This is a genomic window from Rhizobium sp. YTU87027 (genome assembly GCF_050644135.1).
Taxonomy (GTDB): Bacteria; Pseudomonadota; Alphaproteobacteria; order Rhizobiales; family Rhizobiaceae; genus Rhizobium.
Genome location: NZ_CP098443.1, coordinates 683,510 through 698,177, shown reverse-complemented (window position 1 = coordinate 698,177; position 14,668 = coordinate 683,510). Strand labels below are relative to the sequence as shown.

General features: G+C 58.5%; 13 protein-coding genes and 4 pseudogenes. 8 read left to right on the top strand and 9 right to left on the bottom strand.

Going from position 1 to position 14,668, the window contains the following annotated elements; all coding sequences use genetic code 11:
* Nucleotides 1-32 precede the first annotated feature (32 nt).
* The 4 genes and pseudogenes from NBG89_RS33810 to NBG89_RS33795 form a co-directional block, all read right to left on the bottom strand.
* On the bottom strand, nt 33-500 hold the full coding sequence (locus NBG89_RS33810; protein ID WP_431324950.1) for a GNAT family N-acetyltransferase: 468 nt from the start codon (nt 498-500) through the stop codon (nt 33-35).
* Nucleotides 501-545: 45 nt separating this feature from the next.
* On the bottom strand, nt 546-830 hold the full coding sequence (locus tag NBG89_RS33805) for a DUF1778 domain-containing protein (RefSeq protein ID WP_431324949.1): 285 nt from the start codon (nt 828-830) through the stop codon (nt 546-548).
* A 203-nt stretch (nt 831-1,033) separates the two neighbouring features.
* Nucleotides 1,034-1,954 (bottom strand): ArdC family protein, encoded by a 921-nt coding sequence (locus NBG89_RS33800; RefSeq protein WP_431324948.1) that lies wholly within the window; start codon nt 1,952-1,954, stop codon nt 1,034-1,036.
* A gap of 269 nt (nt 1,955-2,223) precedes the next feature.
* Nucleotides 2,224-2,346 (bottom strand): annotated as a pseudogene (locus NBG89_RS33795) (LysR family transcriptional regulator); the annotation flags it as partial.
* A 451-nt stretch (nt 2,347-2,797) separates the two neighbouring features.
* Here NBG89_RS33795 and NBG89_RS33790 point away from each other — a divergent pair.
* On the top strand, nt 2,798-4,246 hold the full coding sequence (locus tag NBG89_RS33790) for an ATP-binding protein (protein WP_431324971.1): 1,449 nt from the start codon (nt 2,798-2,800) through the stop codon (nt 4,244-4,246).
* 106 nt (nt 4,247-4,352) lie between these two features.
* On the opposite strand, the gene NBG89_RS33785 is transcribed toward NBG89_RS33790, so the two are convergent.
* A complete protein-coding gene (locus tag NBG89_RS33785) occupies nt 4,353-4,892 on the bottom strand; it encodes a hypothetical protein (protein ID WP_431324947.1) in 540 nt (179 codons plus the stop codon).
* 155 nt (nt 4,893-5,047) lie between these two features.
* Nucleotides 5,048-5,722 (bottom strand): transcriptional regulator, encoded by a 675-nt coding sequence (locus NBG89_RS33780; RefSeq protein ID WP_431324946.1) that lies wholly within the window; start codon nt 5,720-5,722, stop codon nt 5,048-5,050.
* A 238-nt stretch (nt 5,723-5,960) separates the two neighbouring features.
* On the opposite strand from NBG89_RS33780, the gene NBG89_RS33775 reads away from it, so the two are divergent.
* The 5 genes and pseudogenes from NBG89_RS33775 to NBG89_RS33755 form a co-directional block, all read left to right on the top strand.
* Nucleotides 5,961-6,896 (top strand): HEPN domain-containing protein, encoded by a 936-nt coding sequence (locus tag NBG89_RS33775; protein WP_431324945.1) that lies wholly within the window; start codon nt 5,961-5,963, stop codon nt 6,894-6,896.
* 112 nt (nt 6,897-7,008) lie between these two features.
* Nucleotides 7,009-7,330: pseudogene (locus tag NBG89_RS33770) on the top strand (type II toxin-antitoxin system RelE/ParE family toxin).
* A complete protein-coding gene (locus NBG89_RS33765) occupies nt 7,320-7,643 on the top strand; it encodes a helix-turn-helix domain-containing protein (protein WP_431324944.1) in 324 nt (107 codons plus the stop codon). The pseudogene NBG89_RS33770 and the gene NBG89_RS33765 overlap by 11 nt, the downstream one beginning before the upstream one ends.
* Nucleotides 7,644-8,085: 442 nt before the next feature.
* Nucleotides 8,086-8,747, top strand: a pseudogene (locus NBG89_RS33760) (hypothetical protein).
* A gap of 66 nt (nt 8,748-8,813) precedes the next feature.
* Nucleotides 8,814-9,120: pseudogene (locus tag NBG89_RS33755) on the top strand (aldehyde dehydrogenase family protein); the annotation flags it as partial.
* A gap of 224 nt (nt 9,121-9,344) precedes the next feature.
* On the opposite strand, the gene NBG89_RS33750 reads toward NBG89_RS33755, so the two are convergent.
* The 3 genes from NBG89_RS33750 to NBG89_RS33740 are packed head-to-tail and all read right to left on the bottom strand — an operon-like array spanning nt 9,345 to nt 12,712.
* Nucleotides 9,345-9,893 (bottom strand): thioesterase family protein, encoded by a 549-nt coding sequence (locus tag NBG89_RS33750; protein ID WP_431324943.1) that lies wholly within the window; start codon nt 9,891-9,893, stop codon nt 9,345-9,347.
* A 1-nt stretch (nt 9,894) separates the two neighbouring features.
* A complete protein-coding gene (locus NBG89_RS33745; protein ID WP_431324942.1) occupies nt 9,895-11,556 on the bottom strand; it encodes an acetyl/propionyl/methylcrotonyl-CoA carboxylase subunit alpha in 1,662 nt (553 codons plus the stop codon).
* A 13-nt stretch (nt 11,557-11,569) separates the two neighbouring features.
* Nucleotides 11,570-12,712 carry an ABC transporter ATP-binding protein gene (locus NBG89_RS33740; protein ID WP_431324941.1) on the bottom strand — a complete coding sequence of 381 codons (1,143 nt, stop codon included), beginning with the start codon at nt 12,710-12,712 and terminating at the stop codon, nt 11,570-11,572.
* Nucleotides 12,713-12,904: 192 nt separating this feature from the next.
* Here NBG89_RS33740 and NBG89_RS33735 point away from each other — a divergent pair, with 192 nt between their 5' ends.
* Complete coding sequence (locus tag NBG89_RS33735; protein ID WP_431324940.1) at nt 12,905-13,993, top strand: extracellular solute-binding protein; 1,089 nt, start codon at nt 12,905-12,907, stop codon at nt 13,991-13,993.
* A 13-nt stretch (nt 13,994-14,006) separates the two neighbouring features.
* Entirely contained in the window at nt 14,007-14,651 is a 645-nt protein-coding gene (locus tag NBG89_RS33730) for a TetR/AcrR family transcriptional regulator (RefSeq protein ID WP_431324939.1), read from the top strand.
* Nucleotides 14,652-14,668 lie beyond the last annotated feature (17 nt).

Genomic DNA, 14,668 nt, shown 5'->3' with positions numbered 1-14,668 from the left:
GAGAAGCCCGGAAAATGAGCCGCAGGGGCTGGCTACATCCAGGAGGACGCCAGCCACGCTCTGATGTCGGTCATCGAGCGCACGAGAATGGATTGGTTGTCGAGTGACGAAATAAAGCCCCAGCTCTGCCAGAAACGCTCCGCTTGTTCATCGATGGCGCGAACGACGATCGCCCGCCCACCGACGAGATCCGCGCCGGCTATGCAGCGGCGAAACGCGTCCCGGACAAGCGCCGTACCGATACCGCGACCGATATGGCGGTGGTCGACTGCAAGCTGACCGATCAGCAGGCAGGGGATCGGGTCCGGTGGCTGGCCGGTTCGGATTTTGCGGGCGACGATATTCGGCGCAACAACGGTCGGAGCAAGTCCATAATAACCGACGACCACGTCGTCGTCATGGATGACAAACACTCTTGTGAAACCGTGCTGGCGGTTCGATCGGGCAAAGGTGGCAAGCCAGATATCGAGGGCAGGCTTGCCACAGCTGAACGATCCCAAACGATGGCGCTCCTCAAGCGGCTCGATCTTCGACAACCCAAGGCGTCAATATTCCCAGGGCGCTTGACGCTGCAAGCGCTCGGCCACCTTGGCGGGTGCTGCAACCGGCGGCGCTTCGATGGCAGCGATAAAGGCTTCGGAGGCATCGGGGGAAACACGAATGACACTCGCGTTGAGAATAGCAGCCTGCGCTTCCTGCACCGCGGCCCGGCGCATGAACTCGGTCCGCGAGAGCCCGGTCAGGGCCGCGCCACGATCAATGATCGCGAGATCGTCATCGCGGAAGCGCATGGAAACGGGCGTTTCCTTTCGGGCATTAATGGCGGCCATGTGCGTTTCCTTTCGATGTGGAACAGAATGTGATGCAGAGCGCATTACACAACAATCTTCAGCGTTGGGGAAACGGCGCCGCCGCTCCGGGAAGCTTGCCATACCGGCATGCCGACATGGCGCGCTCTGTCTGCCAGGTTGCGAGTGATGTCCTTTCCGAGAGCCAGCCCTTTGCGCGCTATTCCAGTGAAGGAAGAAGCGGCTCACGCCGCCTCCCCTTCCTCATGCTCGGGCTGCAGATGGTGCAGGTAGCTGACCGCGCGTTGCGCGTGGCTGGCGGCGGTAAAGATCGCCCGCTTGTCGCCTGAGAGAAGCTTGAGCCAGGAGGCGAGATAGCTCGCATGGTCAGGCCGTGGTTCGAGTTCTGGAACAATGCCGAGATCGGCGCAGAGGAAGCAACTGCCGAGTTCGGCGATCAGTTCCTCGCGGGCGCGTTCGCTGTTGTCCTTGCCGTAACGGCTGAGGTCACGATCGAGACGATGCGGGGCTGCCGTCCAGTGTGTCAGCTCATGACTCAAGACGGCGACATAGGACCGCGCATCCCGGAAGGCTTCGAAGGCTGGCATCTGGATGTAATCGCGGGCCGGTGCGTAGTAGGCCGACGATCCGCCATGCCGGATCAGGGCACCGGTGTTGGCAAAGAAGCGGTCGGCATATCCGATGCGGGCAATCGGATCTGGAACCGGTGCGACTTGCCGAAAGCGCGCGCCCAGTCCGTCGATCTGGTCGGCGTTGAAGACCGTGTAGGCTTTCAGAAACGGGAGGTCGTGTTCGACCGCCTCGCCAGTCTCACTGGTTTCGGTCCGGAGGAACGAGCTGGCAAAGACGACCGTCGTGCCGGTCTCGCCTTTGCGCACCGCGGCCCCGAATTCGAGGGCCTGACGAAAGGTCATCCAGGTGGCCGAGGAGAAACCGCGTGCGATGGCTTCGGACCAGAGGATGAGGACGTTGATGCCGGAATAGGGTTGGCCATTGTGGCGCAGCGGTCGAGTGATCTGGTCGCTTGCCTGTGTCGTGTTCCAGGGCTGCATCCAGGGTCGCACGCCCTGTTCGAGCTCGGCGACGATCTTGTCGGTGATGCGGCTGTAGAGATCGGATCGTTGCTTTGTGGGCTGCCTCGTCATGTTTGAACCTCCGTTTGAGGTCGCGACCATCGCGACCTGCTACGGCGGTCCGAATGCCGGGCTTTAAGCGCTGGCCCGCACCCGATAGGGCCACAACGAAAGTGGAGGACGGCGAAGCCGTTGCGGGGCAGCGTGGGCCCGGCAGGACCAAAAGCCGGGGCAGGACGCGAGGCGCGAGCGGCAAAAGAGATGGTCAACGGCAGGCAGGCCAACCAAACACGGCAGACCGGCGGAGGAGCAGTCAGGGGATTAGCTGAACGCGGTCGCGCTCACCGCCCTGCCCGCGCCAGCGACCGGGCGAAATCGACGATATCGTCGCGCGAGGCGGTTGGGTCCTCTTTGTTCCAGGCAACCCCGAGCCCGATCCGATAGTCGATCCCCCGCGCCGCTTCGTCTCCGACCGTAGTCTTACAACAGTCACCTCGTGCTCCGCCGGCGACGGTGCAAACATGTCGAGTTGTGATGCCATCACGCTTCCGGCGTCTCTCGGTCACAATCGGGCACATGGCGGCGCTCATCGCGTCATCATCACCGCGTTTCCGACATAACGGCGATATTGTTCAAACCCAATGGCAGTCTGCATCATATTGTTTTTGTTTGATTTGTTTCGACACTTGATGCTTAAGCAATAGCGATCCCGACTAAAGGGGGATAAAACGCGCCTGGGTCATCAGTTGCCCTGCTCCTCCCTCACTGGTTCAAAACGAGGATAAAAACTTTCGCCCGAATCTTATTACCATCGCATTGTTTTTGCTGGAAAAATTCTTGCGGATTTCCTCGATGGACCGTTACGACAGGGTCGAATCTGATATAAGGGGGATAAAATGAGGACGCGAAATGCCAATCCATGATCCATGCGCATTGCTCAACCGGTTACTTCAAGAGCCGAACGAAAGTGCCTGGCTGGAATTCAAGGTCAACAACAAGGATCCGCGCGAGATTGGTGAGTATGTTTCAGCCCTCGCGAATTCAGCCATGCTGGCTGGCAGGGATCGTGCTTTCCTTGTCTTCGGAGTGGAGGACCACACGAAAAAACGCGTGGGGACCGAACTCCGCTTGCAACAGCTAAAACAAGGGAACGAGGATTTCACCAATTGGCTGAGCCGGATGATCGAGCCGCGTGTCCTCATCGAGGTTCTGGATTTCTCGTGCGACGGTCTTGCATATTCCGTGATTGCCATCGAACCGTCCTATGAACGGCCGGTAAAGTTCAGCGGTACGGAATTCGTCCGGATCGGCGAAAACAAGAAAAAGCTCGCCGAATTTCCCGAGCACGAGCGGGCGCTCTGGATAGCGACCGGAAGACGCCGCTTCGAAACAGCTGTTGCTACATCCAACGCGAGCACGGAAGACGTCTTCGCCCTGCTCGATCCAGATCCTATGTTCGATTTGACCGGCGAGCCAAGGCCGAAGAGCCAAGAAGAGGTGATCCGCAAAATGGCGGATCGAGGGTTTGTACTGGATAATCTTGAAGGCCGGTTCGACATTACCAACCTCGGCGCGATTATGCTGGCCCGCGATGTCACGGCCTTTCCGTCCATCGCCGGGAAAGCCGTTCGCATCGTCAAATATGTCGGCCGTGACAAATCTCGGTCCGACTTCGAACAGGAAGGTAAAAAGGGCTACGCGGTCGGCTTCACCGGTATGATGAAATTCCTGATGGAACGCCTGCCCAAAGACGAACGCTACATCGAGGGAGTACGACGCATGGTTCCGCACTTCCCGGAAACAGCCATCCGGGAAGTGATTGCCAACGCACTCATCCACCAGGATTTCATGGCGACCGGTGTCGGCCCCGTGGTCGAGATTTATGATAACCGGATTGAGGTCAGCAACCCGGGCAACTCTCTGATCAATACCGACCGGATACTCGATGAACGCCGCTCCCGAAACGAAAAGCTGGCAGCCACGATGCGTTCATTCGGCCTTTGCGAGGAACGCGGTGGCGGGCTCGACAAGACGCTGATCGAGATTGAAGCGGAGCATCTCCCCGCCCCGGATTTCATCTCGTCAGAGAACTCAATGCGTGTCGTACTGTTCGCGCCCAAAAGCTTCAGCCAGATGTCGAAGGCAGAGAAGATGAGAGCGTGCTTCTTCCACTGCGTTCTGCGCTGGCTAACCCATGACTACATGAGTAATGCAACCCTAAGAGAACGGTTCTCGCTTCCGGCGGAAGAGTATCAGGCAGTATCCGCAATTATCGCGGAATCGATCAAGCTCGGCCGTATCGCACCTGCGGACCCGGATCAGGGCAGGAGAAACGCAAGGTACGTTCCCTACTGGGCCGTGTGAGCCAGGGGTGCTCGCCATGAAGGGATTCGAATTGAGAGTGGTTTCCTCAGATCGTCTCAATCCAAATCAGTGCATTGGCGAGCAGTTCGAGAGACATGCTCGTTATCTATCGGTCAAATCGCTCCAGCATCGTTCTCAGCTGGGCGTTTTGACGTTGAAGCTTCTTCGCCAACTGTCGGCGCAGCTGTCGGATCTCGTCATCGAGGTCCTGGAGTTCGTTTGAAGCAGCAACGGTCGTTGATGGTGCCGACTGGATCTCGGCAGACGCGTTTTTCTTTCGAACCGCCCGCGCCTTGCGAGGCTTCGCTGCCGCCGACAGCTCGACAAAATCGGTTTGCAAACCGAAGCGCGTCGTCGAAGCGAGATCGGTGACCTCACACAAGGCTGATTTGTCCGGACCAGTCGGTTCAACGACCTTCTCAATATTGGGAATATCGTCAGAGTCGGTCGAATGTACATCGACCGGATTGGCGGTGTCCTGTGCAGCATCGGTGGGTGGCACCGATGCTGGTGGCTGGAGCTGAGACGGCTCCTGCGTCTGATTGGCGACCGGTGTCTCTGATCGGTCCTTAACGGACGTGCGCTCATTGTCCTTGCCATGTCGTCTCGTCAGCCCAACGAGAAATTTCCAAGGCGACGCCACCATCTTCCCCAATCTCCGCTTGTTTCCTGCAGCCGAGCAGCCCTTGAACGGCATCGGCCGCGGATCGACCGTCGCCGATGTTCATGGCCAAGGGGGAGCAGGACTAAATGCGCTCGGCCGTCGCCGACACGTTTCAGACAGCCAATCAGCCAAGACTGTCAGGCAAGACCGAGGCGCTTGCGCAGATCGGCGTTTTCCTGACGCAGCTTTTCTGCAAGCGACTTGCGCAGCATCTGGTTTTCCTCCTCCAGCCGCAGCAACTCTGCCATGTCGTCAGCAGCCGAGATCGGCGCAGGCATCGCGGCGGGGCTGGGCTTTGCAGCGCGTGTCTTGCCAACCCGCTTCGCCTTGCCTGCAACATCTGCGGCCATCGGCGTGGTTTTGCCAGCCCGTGCCGGTCTGCCCCGCTTTGCCGGTGCAGCGGGTGCCTTGGTCTCGACCTTGACATCGGCACTTGCCGTCTCGGGCGCCACCTTCTTGGCGCGCGGCGCACGCTGGTTCTTTGGCTCCGCCACTATGGCCGCATCGCTGGTCACGGGCTCGCTATTGACAGTCGTGTTGGTTTCGTTGGCCATTAATCCCTCCTGTGGTGCCGACACCGTTCTTGGCTGCTCCAGTGGTGTTGTCAATACGGGCGTTCCTGCGGGAGACACGCGCGTCGAAGACATTGCGCTGTCTGCGATCTGATGACCGGCGTGGCCGGAAATCTCAGCGTCGACCGCAGCCGACACAGCCTTGAGATCCAGATTACCCCAGATCGAGACCGGTTTCGATGTCTGCCGCCGGCGGCCGGATTTCAATTCGACAACGAACCTTCGTTGCGGCTTTTTCATATTGTCAGAACCTTGAGCTCTAGCGAGTGAGGTGATGCGGGCAAGCCGCGTCGTGGCTTTGTCCTCGCCATAGCCTCATTACCTGGATCCGTCGAGAGCGACGCCGCCAAGATGACGCTTTGAATACGGACAGGCGCGCAAACACGGATGTATCGTGCGATGAGCACACCCTTGAATTGTTCTCATGAAAGAAATCCCGTAAAAGGATTTGGTGTGCAATCACCATGGAACCGCTACGATGGATGCGATTCTGACCGAAGGCTTTGACGCGGCTTTGACCCTGACCGACCATATCGAACATCTGCCGGACAGGAAGCGGCGCGAACTGGCGCGCATCCTTCAGATCCTGTTTGCCGAGGTCGAAGGCTTCCAGGCCAGCAAGCTGTCGGCCAAGCGCCATGCCGGCAGGGTCCTGAAGGTCATTCTGTATGGTTCTTATGGCCGCGGCGACTGGGTCGAGGATCACCTGAGCGGCTATCGCTCCGACTACGATCTGTTGATCGTCGTCAACAGCAAGTCCTTTGCCGAGGAGCAGGAGCTCTGGGAGAACATCGAGGAGCGGCTGTTGACGGAGCAGATCGCGCATCGCATCGAAACCCCGGTCGTGCCGATCGTCCACACGCTGGCCGATGTCAACGACCAGCTCTCCCGCGGTCGCCCCTTCTTCGTCGACATCGCCAGAGACGGCATTCCCCTCTACGAGGAGCCCGGCCATCCGCTGGCGCAGCCGAAGCCGCTGACGGCTGAGGAGAGGCGCGCCGAAGCAAGCAAATATTTCGATGCCTGGTTTGAGTTAGCCGTTCACTCGGTCAAGCTCGCTGAAACGAGTATAGCCGACGGTGTACCGCGTCACGCTGCCTTCAATCTCCATCAAGCAACTGAAAAGGCCTATCACTGCGCGCTGCTGGTCCTGACGCTCTACAGCCCCAAGTCTCATCGGATAAAGGTGCTGCGCTCCCAGGCCGAGGGGATGGATAATCGGCTGGTGGAAGCATGGCCGCGTGACAGCCGGTTTTCACGGCGCTGCTTTGAGTTGCTGTCGCGAGCCTATGTCGAAGCGCGATATTCGTCGAAATACACAATCAGCAACGAGGAACTCGTCTGGCTGGTCGAACGCGTGAGGATATTGCAGAAGGTCGTAAAGGCAGTTTGTATGGAGCGTATTTCAGTCTAGCCGCGAATGGGTGCCTTGCTGCCACCCACATCCATCAGGCATGCGAAGCAGCGTAGTCTGCGCAATTTTCCCGACAACTTGATAGTTGTAGCACCTAGTGCTATATGAAGCGATGTCAGAACGGACTTTCAAAACGGCGTGGTTTTCCAAGGCAGCGAAGAAAGCGCGGATCTCCGACAAGGCCCTTTGCAAAGCGATTGAGCAAGTCGCACGTGTGGCTCAACGACAACATGCATCGGTCGATCGTTCTGGCGAAAGCCGGTGAGTACTGGGTGTTCGCCTACCTGTTTGCGAAAAAGGACCGCGCAAACATCGATGACGACGAACTCCTTGCTTTCCGGAAGCTCGCCGAACTCTATCGGCGCAAGACCCAGGCCGAGCTTGATGCCGAAATCGGGACCGGCGCCCTATTGGAGACTTCCAATGGCGACTAAGCGCAAATTCAAAAGCGATGCCTTTGAGGCGATCCACAGCGCTGTCGAAGATATGTACGCGGCGGGCACCATCGACAAGGAAACCATGAAGACCTTCGATCAGACTTGCCTGTCCATCCCGCAAGATCTGACGCCGGGCGAGATCAAGGCGCTGCGCGAGAACAATCATGTCAGCCAGCCAGTTTTCGCGCGCTACCTCAACACCAGCGAGTCCACCGTGCAAAAGTGGGAAACTGGCGCGAAGCGACCCAGCGGCCCCGCATTGAAGCTGCTTTCGATCGTCCGGAAACACGGTCTCGAGATGCTGTCTTAGGAGGATACTGCCGCGGAAGGATCAGCGCGCGAGGTCCCGCTCGATACATTATGCGATCTTCTCCAGAACGTGGGTATATCCTTGCAACAAGCCGTGCATAGGGTCATGGGTGCGCGATTTTGTCCGCCCTGAGTCGACGTCCACGCCTAAGTCTGTGAACGGCAGCATTGTGCGCTCATTGCGGCCATCGTGTAGATCGAACTCTGATCCCAGAAGCCGCCGCTTTGCAGAGCCGGCAATATCAGCCTTGAAGTCAAGCCGTTGCGAAGGCGGCGAACGGTGAGGCGACTTTCTCCTCGTGGTCGCGCAGCCGTTCCAAATTCTCCGTCCGCGACGTATCATTCGGAGGCGCATTGGGCGCGATGCTTAGAATCGCAACCGCCCAGGCGACAACACAGGAGCCGGCCGATGACGAGCACACGAATTTCGCAGAGTGCCTGACATGGGCACGACTTCTCGCCCCAGAACCACCGGTGTGCGGCAATTCCTTGATCTTGAGCAGCAGCGAGATTGGATAGCGGGCAGATCGACTTGCCGGACGCGGGCGACCGCTCAGAGTCCCTGGAACAGCGCTTCAAATATGTCGCTCGATTTGAGAAGCTACTTAGTCGCGCGCAAGCGGGAAAAGTGCTGGAGATTCTCGGGCTATACGGTCCAAACTGCATTCCTTTGCTGTGCAAGACCGAGCGCTACTACTGGTCGGTTTCCTGTCTGCCATCGACCTCGGACAAGCCGCTCGTACGCGTCAATGCGAGCTGGATGGAGCTTTTCACGCTCTATGCTCAAGGCGACGATATCCGCGCCAGATTCATCGTGCATCTTTCGGATTTCACTACAGATCGTTCAGCAACGCCGAGCCGGGTGGACGAACCCTTTCTCGAGCAAAGCGTCGCGATGCCAGAGGACGTCAGTTATTTCTTCCCGCGTGGTGCGGACATTTTCGGCATCAATGTGCGCGGCTCTGTCTCGATCCGCAAATTCCTCGGGGGCCGCCGCGTGGTGCGCGCCATCCGCACGTTCAACCTGACGCACATGAACCGCGGGCGGAACGCCTATCAGGCGAGCCATTGCTACAGTGTGGCGGATTACATGCAGGCAGATTGAGGGGGTCTTTGACGCACGTCATCCTGGTGAACTCACCGTCGCCGGTGGCGGACGCATCTCGATCACCCCTGGAATTTCCCTGCGGCGATGATCAACCGCAAGATCGCTCCGGCGCTCGCCGTCGGCTGCACCGTCGTTTCCAAGCCGGCCGAGCAGACGCCGCTTTCGGCCATCGCGCTTGCCGTTCTCGCTGAAAAGGCCGGCGTTCCCGCCGGTGTCTTCAACGTCATCGTCGGCGAAGACGTCTGCGATCGGCAAGGAGCTTTGCGGCAACGACAAGGTGCGCAAGATCAGCTTCACCGGCTCGACCGAAGTCGGCCGCATCCTGATGCGCCAGTGCTCCGACCAGATCAAGAAGGTGAGCCTGGAGCTCAGCTCGCAATTGAGCTGCCGACTCTGGCCCCGCTGCTCGAAGGCGGGACCAGGTAAAAAGGCGGCAGCTTGCGATCAAGGTTGGCTGTGCTTTCATTCATGGGCTATCTGCAGGTGAGACGACTGCCGCGTAGTAATCCACTCAATCTTTCCAAGCGCGAGGAGGAATTGCTGCACTCCGCTTTCTTAAAGAGGTAGGCGGCTCGTGTGGGCCGCCCACGGAACTCATGAGTGAGCACCCACGAGCGAATCCGTTGCTGATTTGGCAGCGGTGATGGAGGCGTGCAGCCCCTTCGGCATCTTCAGCGGCCGCCATTTTTGCAAGGCAGTTTGCAGACATCCCTTCATGTAGTGGTCGACCCGAATAGCGCGGCGTCTGTCCGTATCCACATGGATCATCATATGTTCGCCGGTGGCAAGAACGAGATCGCGGGTGACGTCAATGACATACTGATAGATATGAAGGCGAAGATCGTCGACGCCGATCGTTTCCGTATAGATTCTGATGGGCGTTCCAAGCCGGCACTCCCTGAGATTTCTCAGATGGCCCTCCACGGAAAAGAAACTGAAGCCTTTCAGGCGGTACTCCTCGCTAAACCCCATCGCGCGCAGAAAGTTCTCCCCTGAATCGGCAAGCAATTTGTAATACTGCCACTCGGTCATGTGGCCATTGTAGTCGATCCACCCTTCATCCACGGTCGTTTCGAGGGTCAGCAGAGCGTTTTCCTGGGGACGCTCGTCAGCCGCAGTCTCGTTGAAGGTCAGGCCCGTCATTTCAATCGATCCCCATCAGGTCATCGCCCATTTCGATGAATCCGCTTGGAACGACGTTGATCTTGCTCACGACGCCGTCCTCCTCCGCGAGAACCGATTGCTCCATTTTCATGGATTCCATGATCGCCACGACATCGCCTCGCGAGATCTTGTCGCCTACCTTGACGCATAGCTCCATGACCACGCCCGAGAGCGGCGCCTTGATGCCAGCACGATAGGTCAGAGCCTCGTCGACTTCCTCCACCGGCGACGAAACCGAGGGGTCCTCAATGACGTCAGATGCGGAAGTGGGAGTTTCCTGCAGTGCAGCCGCCTCCTCCGAAAGTCTTGGCATTTCGACATCAATCCAGCGGGTGTAGATGCGGAATTCGTCAACGCTGTCAGCCGCGAATTCCGACCGCTTTATGATCGCGCGATGCAGCGGCACCACCGTCTTCACATCAAGCGTCAGTTCGTCCAGCGCTCTTGTCGCGCGTTCGATCGCTTGCTTTCGGTCCCTACCCGTCACGATCAGCTTGCCGACGAGGGAATCATAGTAAGGCGGTATGGTGTCGCCTTCGCTGTAGCCAAAATCCAGTCGGACACCGGGGCCGCCAGGTAGCTGCATTCGCCGAATCTTGCCCGGCACCGGACGAAAGTCCGCCCATGGGTCCTCGGCATTGATGCGGAACTCGATCGAATGGCCGCGGATCACTGTACTCCCGAGAGCCAGCGGCTTCCCTTCAGCGATGTCGAACATCTCGCGGATAATGTCGACGCCGGTGACCTCTTCTGTGACAGGATGCTCGACCTGAACGCGGGTGTTCACTTCGAGGAAATAGACGCCCTTTTCGGTCACTAGGAATTCACAAGTTGCCGCCCCGCAGTAGCTCACCTCTTTCAGGATCCCGACGGAGGCCTCTTTGAGCTTGTCAAGCTGGGTCTCATTTAGGAACGGCGCGGGCGCTTCCTCTACGAGCTTTTGCTGGCGGCGCTGCAGGGTGCAGTCTCTGGTGGACAGGACGACTACGTTTCCGTGCCGATCGGCGAGGCATTGCGTCTCGACGTGCCTCGCGTTTTCTGCATAGACCTCGACGAAGCATTCGGGACGACCGAACGCGAGGCCTGCCTCACGCTCCGCAGCAGCCATCATCGGCTCCAGCTCGCTCATCTCCCTGACGATACGCATCCCGCGACCACCACCGCCATTTTGAGCTTTGATAATGACCGGGAACCCGTGTGCCTCGGCGAACTCCGTCGCCTTTTCTAAGGACGCACCGTCGTCCAGAGATGGAAGAACAGGAGCGCCCACTTTTCGAGCAATCGCGCGAGCCTTCACCTTGTCGCCAAGCTGAGCGATGGCGTCGGCGGAAGGACCGATCCAGACGAGGCCCGCGGCTTCTACCGCGGCCGCAAATGTCTCGTTCTCAGAAAGTAGACCGTATCCGGGATGCACCGCGTCAGCGTTGCTCTTCGCGGCGATATCAAGGATCGCCTGCTGGTTCAGATAGGTATCAAGCGGCGAGTTGCCCTTCAACGTATGAACTTCATCCGCAGCGCGAGCGTGCATCGATTGCAGGTCCGCTTCGGAAGCGATGGCGATCGAACGATATCCGGCGTCGCGGCAGGCGCGGGCTATGCGCAAGGCTATCTCGCCCCGGTTCGCGATGAGTATCTTCTTCATTTTCTTTTCCCCACTAGCGATCAATGAGAACTGCGGATGCCAGATTCCAGGTCAGCCACACGTCGCTGCCGGGCGATGGGACCTGCGCCCTGGTGCACTCGATAAGAAGTGCGTCGCCCGCCGGGTCCGACACGGTTACAAGGCAGCGGCTTCCCAGAAAGAGCTCTTTCACAATCTTCACCGGGATGGGCGACGCCTGTTCCGGTCCGGCCTGGTTCGAGGTCTTCAGTATAAGATCTTCCGGACGCAGAACGATAGAACGAGACGCGCCTTCGTCAACGTGGGAAATCACCGACTTGAGTAGCACTTCGCCCAGCCGTGTCGTCGCACTTACCCTTCCATCGGCGGCAGCACTCAGCTTCTTCACCTCGACGATGTTTGCCTCCCCAAGGAAACGGGCGACGAACCGGGAATTCGGGCGGAAATAAAGCTCTGCCGGCGTGTCATACTGGAGGATCTCGCCACCATCCATGATCGCGACCTTGTCAGAGAGGATGAATGCTTCTTCCTGATCATGGGTCACGTACACGGTAGTAATACCGGTCCGCTGCTGGATTTCGCGCAGGTCCGCGCCGAGCTGCTGTCGGAGTCGTCGATCGAGAGCGCCCATCGGTTCGTCCAGAAGCAGAAGCGCTGGGTGATAGACAAGCGCGCGGCCGATCGCGACGCGCTGCTGCTGTCCGCCGCTGAGGTCACCAACCGCACGGTCGGCGACGTGTGGTAGCTCGATCAGGTCTAGGATTTCGTGGACACGCCGGCGCCGGTCATCTTGCGGCCACTTATGGAGCTTCAGGGGATACTCGATGTTCTGTAACACGGTCATGTGCGGGAACAACGCGTAGTTCTGGAACACGAAGCCGATATTCCGGGCCTGGACGGGGAGATTCGTCACTTCGTTAGAGCCGATGGAGATTTTCCCGGCACTCGGTGTCAACAGCCCAGCGATCGTACGCAGGAGCGTCGTCTTTCCCGATCCCGACGGCCCAAGCAGCGTACAGAAGGAGCCGGGTTCTATCGTGAGGCTGGACTGTTTCAATCCGTAGAAGCCGTTCGCGAAGCGGACCTCGACGCCTCTGACGTCAATCCCGTTGGCGCGATCGACCTGACTTTCATCAGCGCCCTCACTCGCCATCACGACGCATTGTGTCTTCATCATGCGGTTCCCTTTTTTCTTCGCCTTCAAGGAGCGTCTAAACCGCTCCGGAGCGGCATCCATGGCGGCTATCTTAGGGTCGATGCGCCGTTTTTATCAAGACTGTTGTAATAAAAAAAGCTGGAGTAGCCTTGCGTCATCCGATCTTTTTGTTACAGTTGTGATGTAACGTCCAGGCAAAAGGAGGACAGTGCAATGGGGAATGGGATCAGCAAAACTGCCGCAATAGCATTCGGAGCGCTCGTAGCGCTTCCGGTAGCCGCGATGGCTGCAGACGTTCTGCCAGCAGACGTCAAGGCGAAGGTTTCGGGAGAACTCGTCTGGCACGACGCATCTGGCGGTGCGACCACTCGCACCCGCGAAGCAACCGTAATCAAGGATTACGCTGCCGAGACCGGCGTCCAAGTCAAGGGAGATTTCAACTCGGACATGACGAAATTCTTTGCGGCGATGGACAGCGGCGCCACCATTCCGTGGAGCATGATCGAATTTCCGACGAAAGGCGACTTCATCAAGGCACGCGACGCAGGCTATCTGCAGAAGCTTGATCCGTCGATCGTGGACTACAAGAAGCTGGCTCCGACGGCACACGACGATTACGGTGTCGACGTGCTGCGTTACGGCATCGTCTTCACCTACAACAAGGACAAATTCAAAGACGGAGCGCCCAAGAGCATCGCCGACATCTTCGACGTCAAGCGCTATCCAGGCAAGCGCTGCCTCTTTAAGTATCCGCAGTTCGGCGGCGTTTTGGAATCGGCGCTGCTTGCAGACGGCGTAGCGCGAGATAAGCTGTATCCGCTTGATCTGGACAAGGCCTTCGCCAAGCTGGATAGCATCAAGTCCGACATTCTGTGGTGGTCTAACGGCGACGACGCCATCCGACTGCTATCGAGCGGTGAGTGCTCGATGGGCATCGCTTGGAGCGGCCGCGTTTATGGAGCTGTGACCAACGACAAGGCGCCGCTGGCAATCACTTGGGAAAACTCGCTCTACTCACAGGCTGTGTATGCCGTGCCGAACGGTGCGCCGAACGCGGTCGCGGGGCAAGCGATGATCGCCCACTTCATCGGGGACACTGAAGGCCAGAAGGCTTTGGTCAAGGGAATTACCTACACGACCGACATCGTCGGGCTCGACAGCGCCGCATATGGCAAAGATCTCGCCCCGTGGATCGTAGCCGGCGATAATGCTAAGCAGGCGATTGAAGAAAATGCCGACTACTACGCGAAGAACATCACGGAAGTAGTCGATCGCTTCAACCGTTGGGTCGCCCTCAACTAAGAGAAAGTCCGATATGCCTCGCGTGGTGGATCATAACGAACGTCGAAAGCAAATCTGCGATGTCTTGCTGGATATCGTCTCGGAGGCCGGAATATCCGCGGCAACCATCCGAGAAGTCGCAGATCGTTCGGGATGGTCCACCGGCGTCATCGGGCACTACTTCACCAACCGGCAGGATCTGCTGCTCGGAGGCCTTCGAAGAGCCGCGGAAATCCTGGCGGAACATAACACACGCGTAATAAATACGCTGGAGGGCATCGCTGCCCTCGAGCAAATCCTGGAAGGAAGTATTCCACTCGATAAGCGGCGCCTCGCTCTCTGCCGGATCTTCTTCTTCTTCTATGCTGAAGGTATGACGGAAAAAGATCTCCGTCAGGAGCTTGAGAGCTACCTTCTCGGGTGGCGGAAGTCAGCGACACGGGCAATTCGACAGGCTCAGGCCCAGGGCGATCTCCCGGCGGATCTCGACCCTAAGCGCGTGGCCGCCGACCTCGTTGGTCTGGCCGACGGGTTGAGCATCCACTCGCTGCTCGATCCTGGGGTCATGATGCAATTGCGCGAGCAATCGCCCATTCGGTACTGGATCCGACGCTTGGCGAGCGAAGCGCCAGACCACAAGGGAGAGCCAATGCCGCCCTCCCGATATGCATCCGCATAGCGGACGATAATAAACCA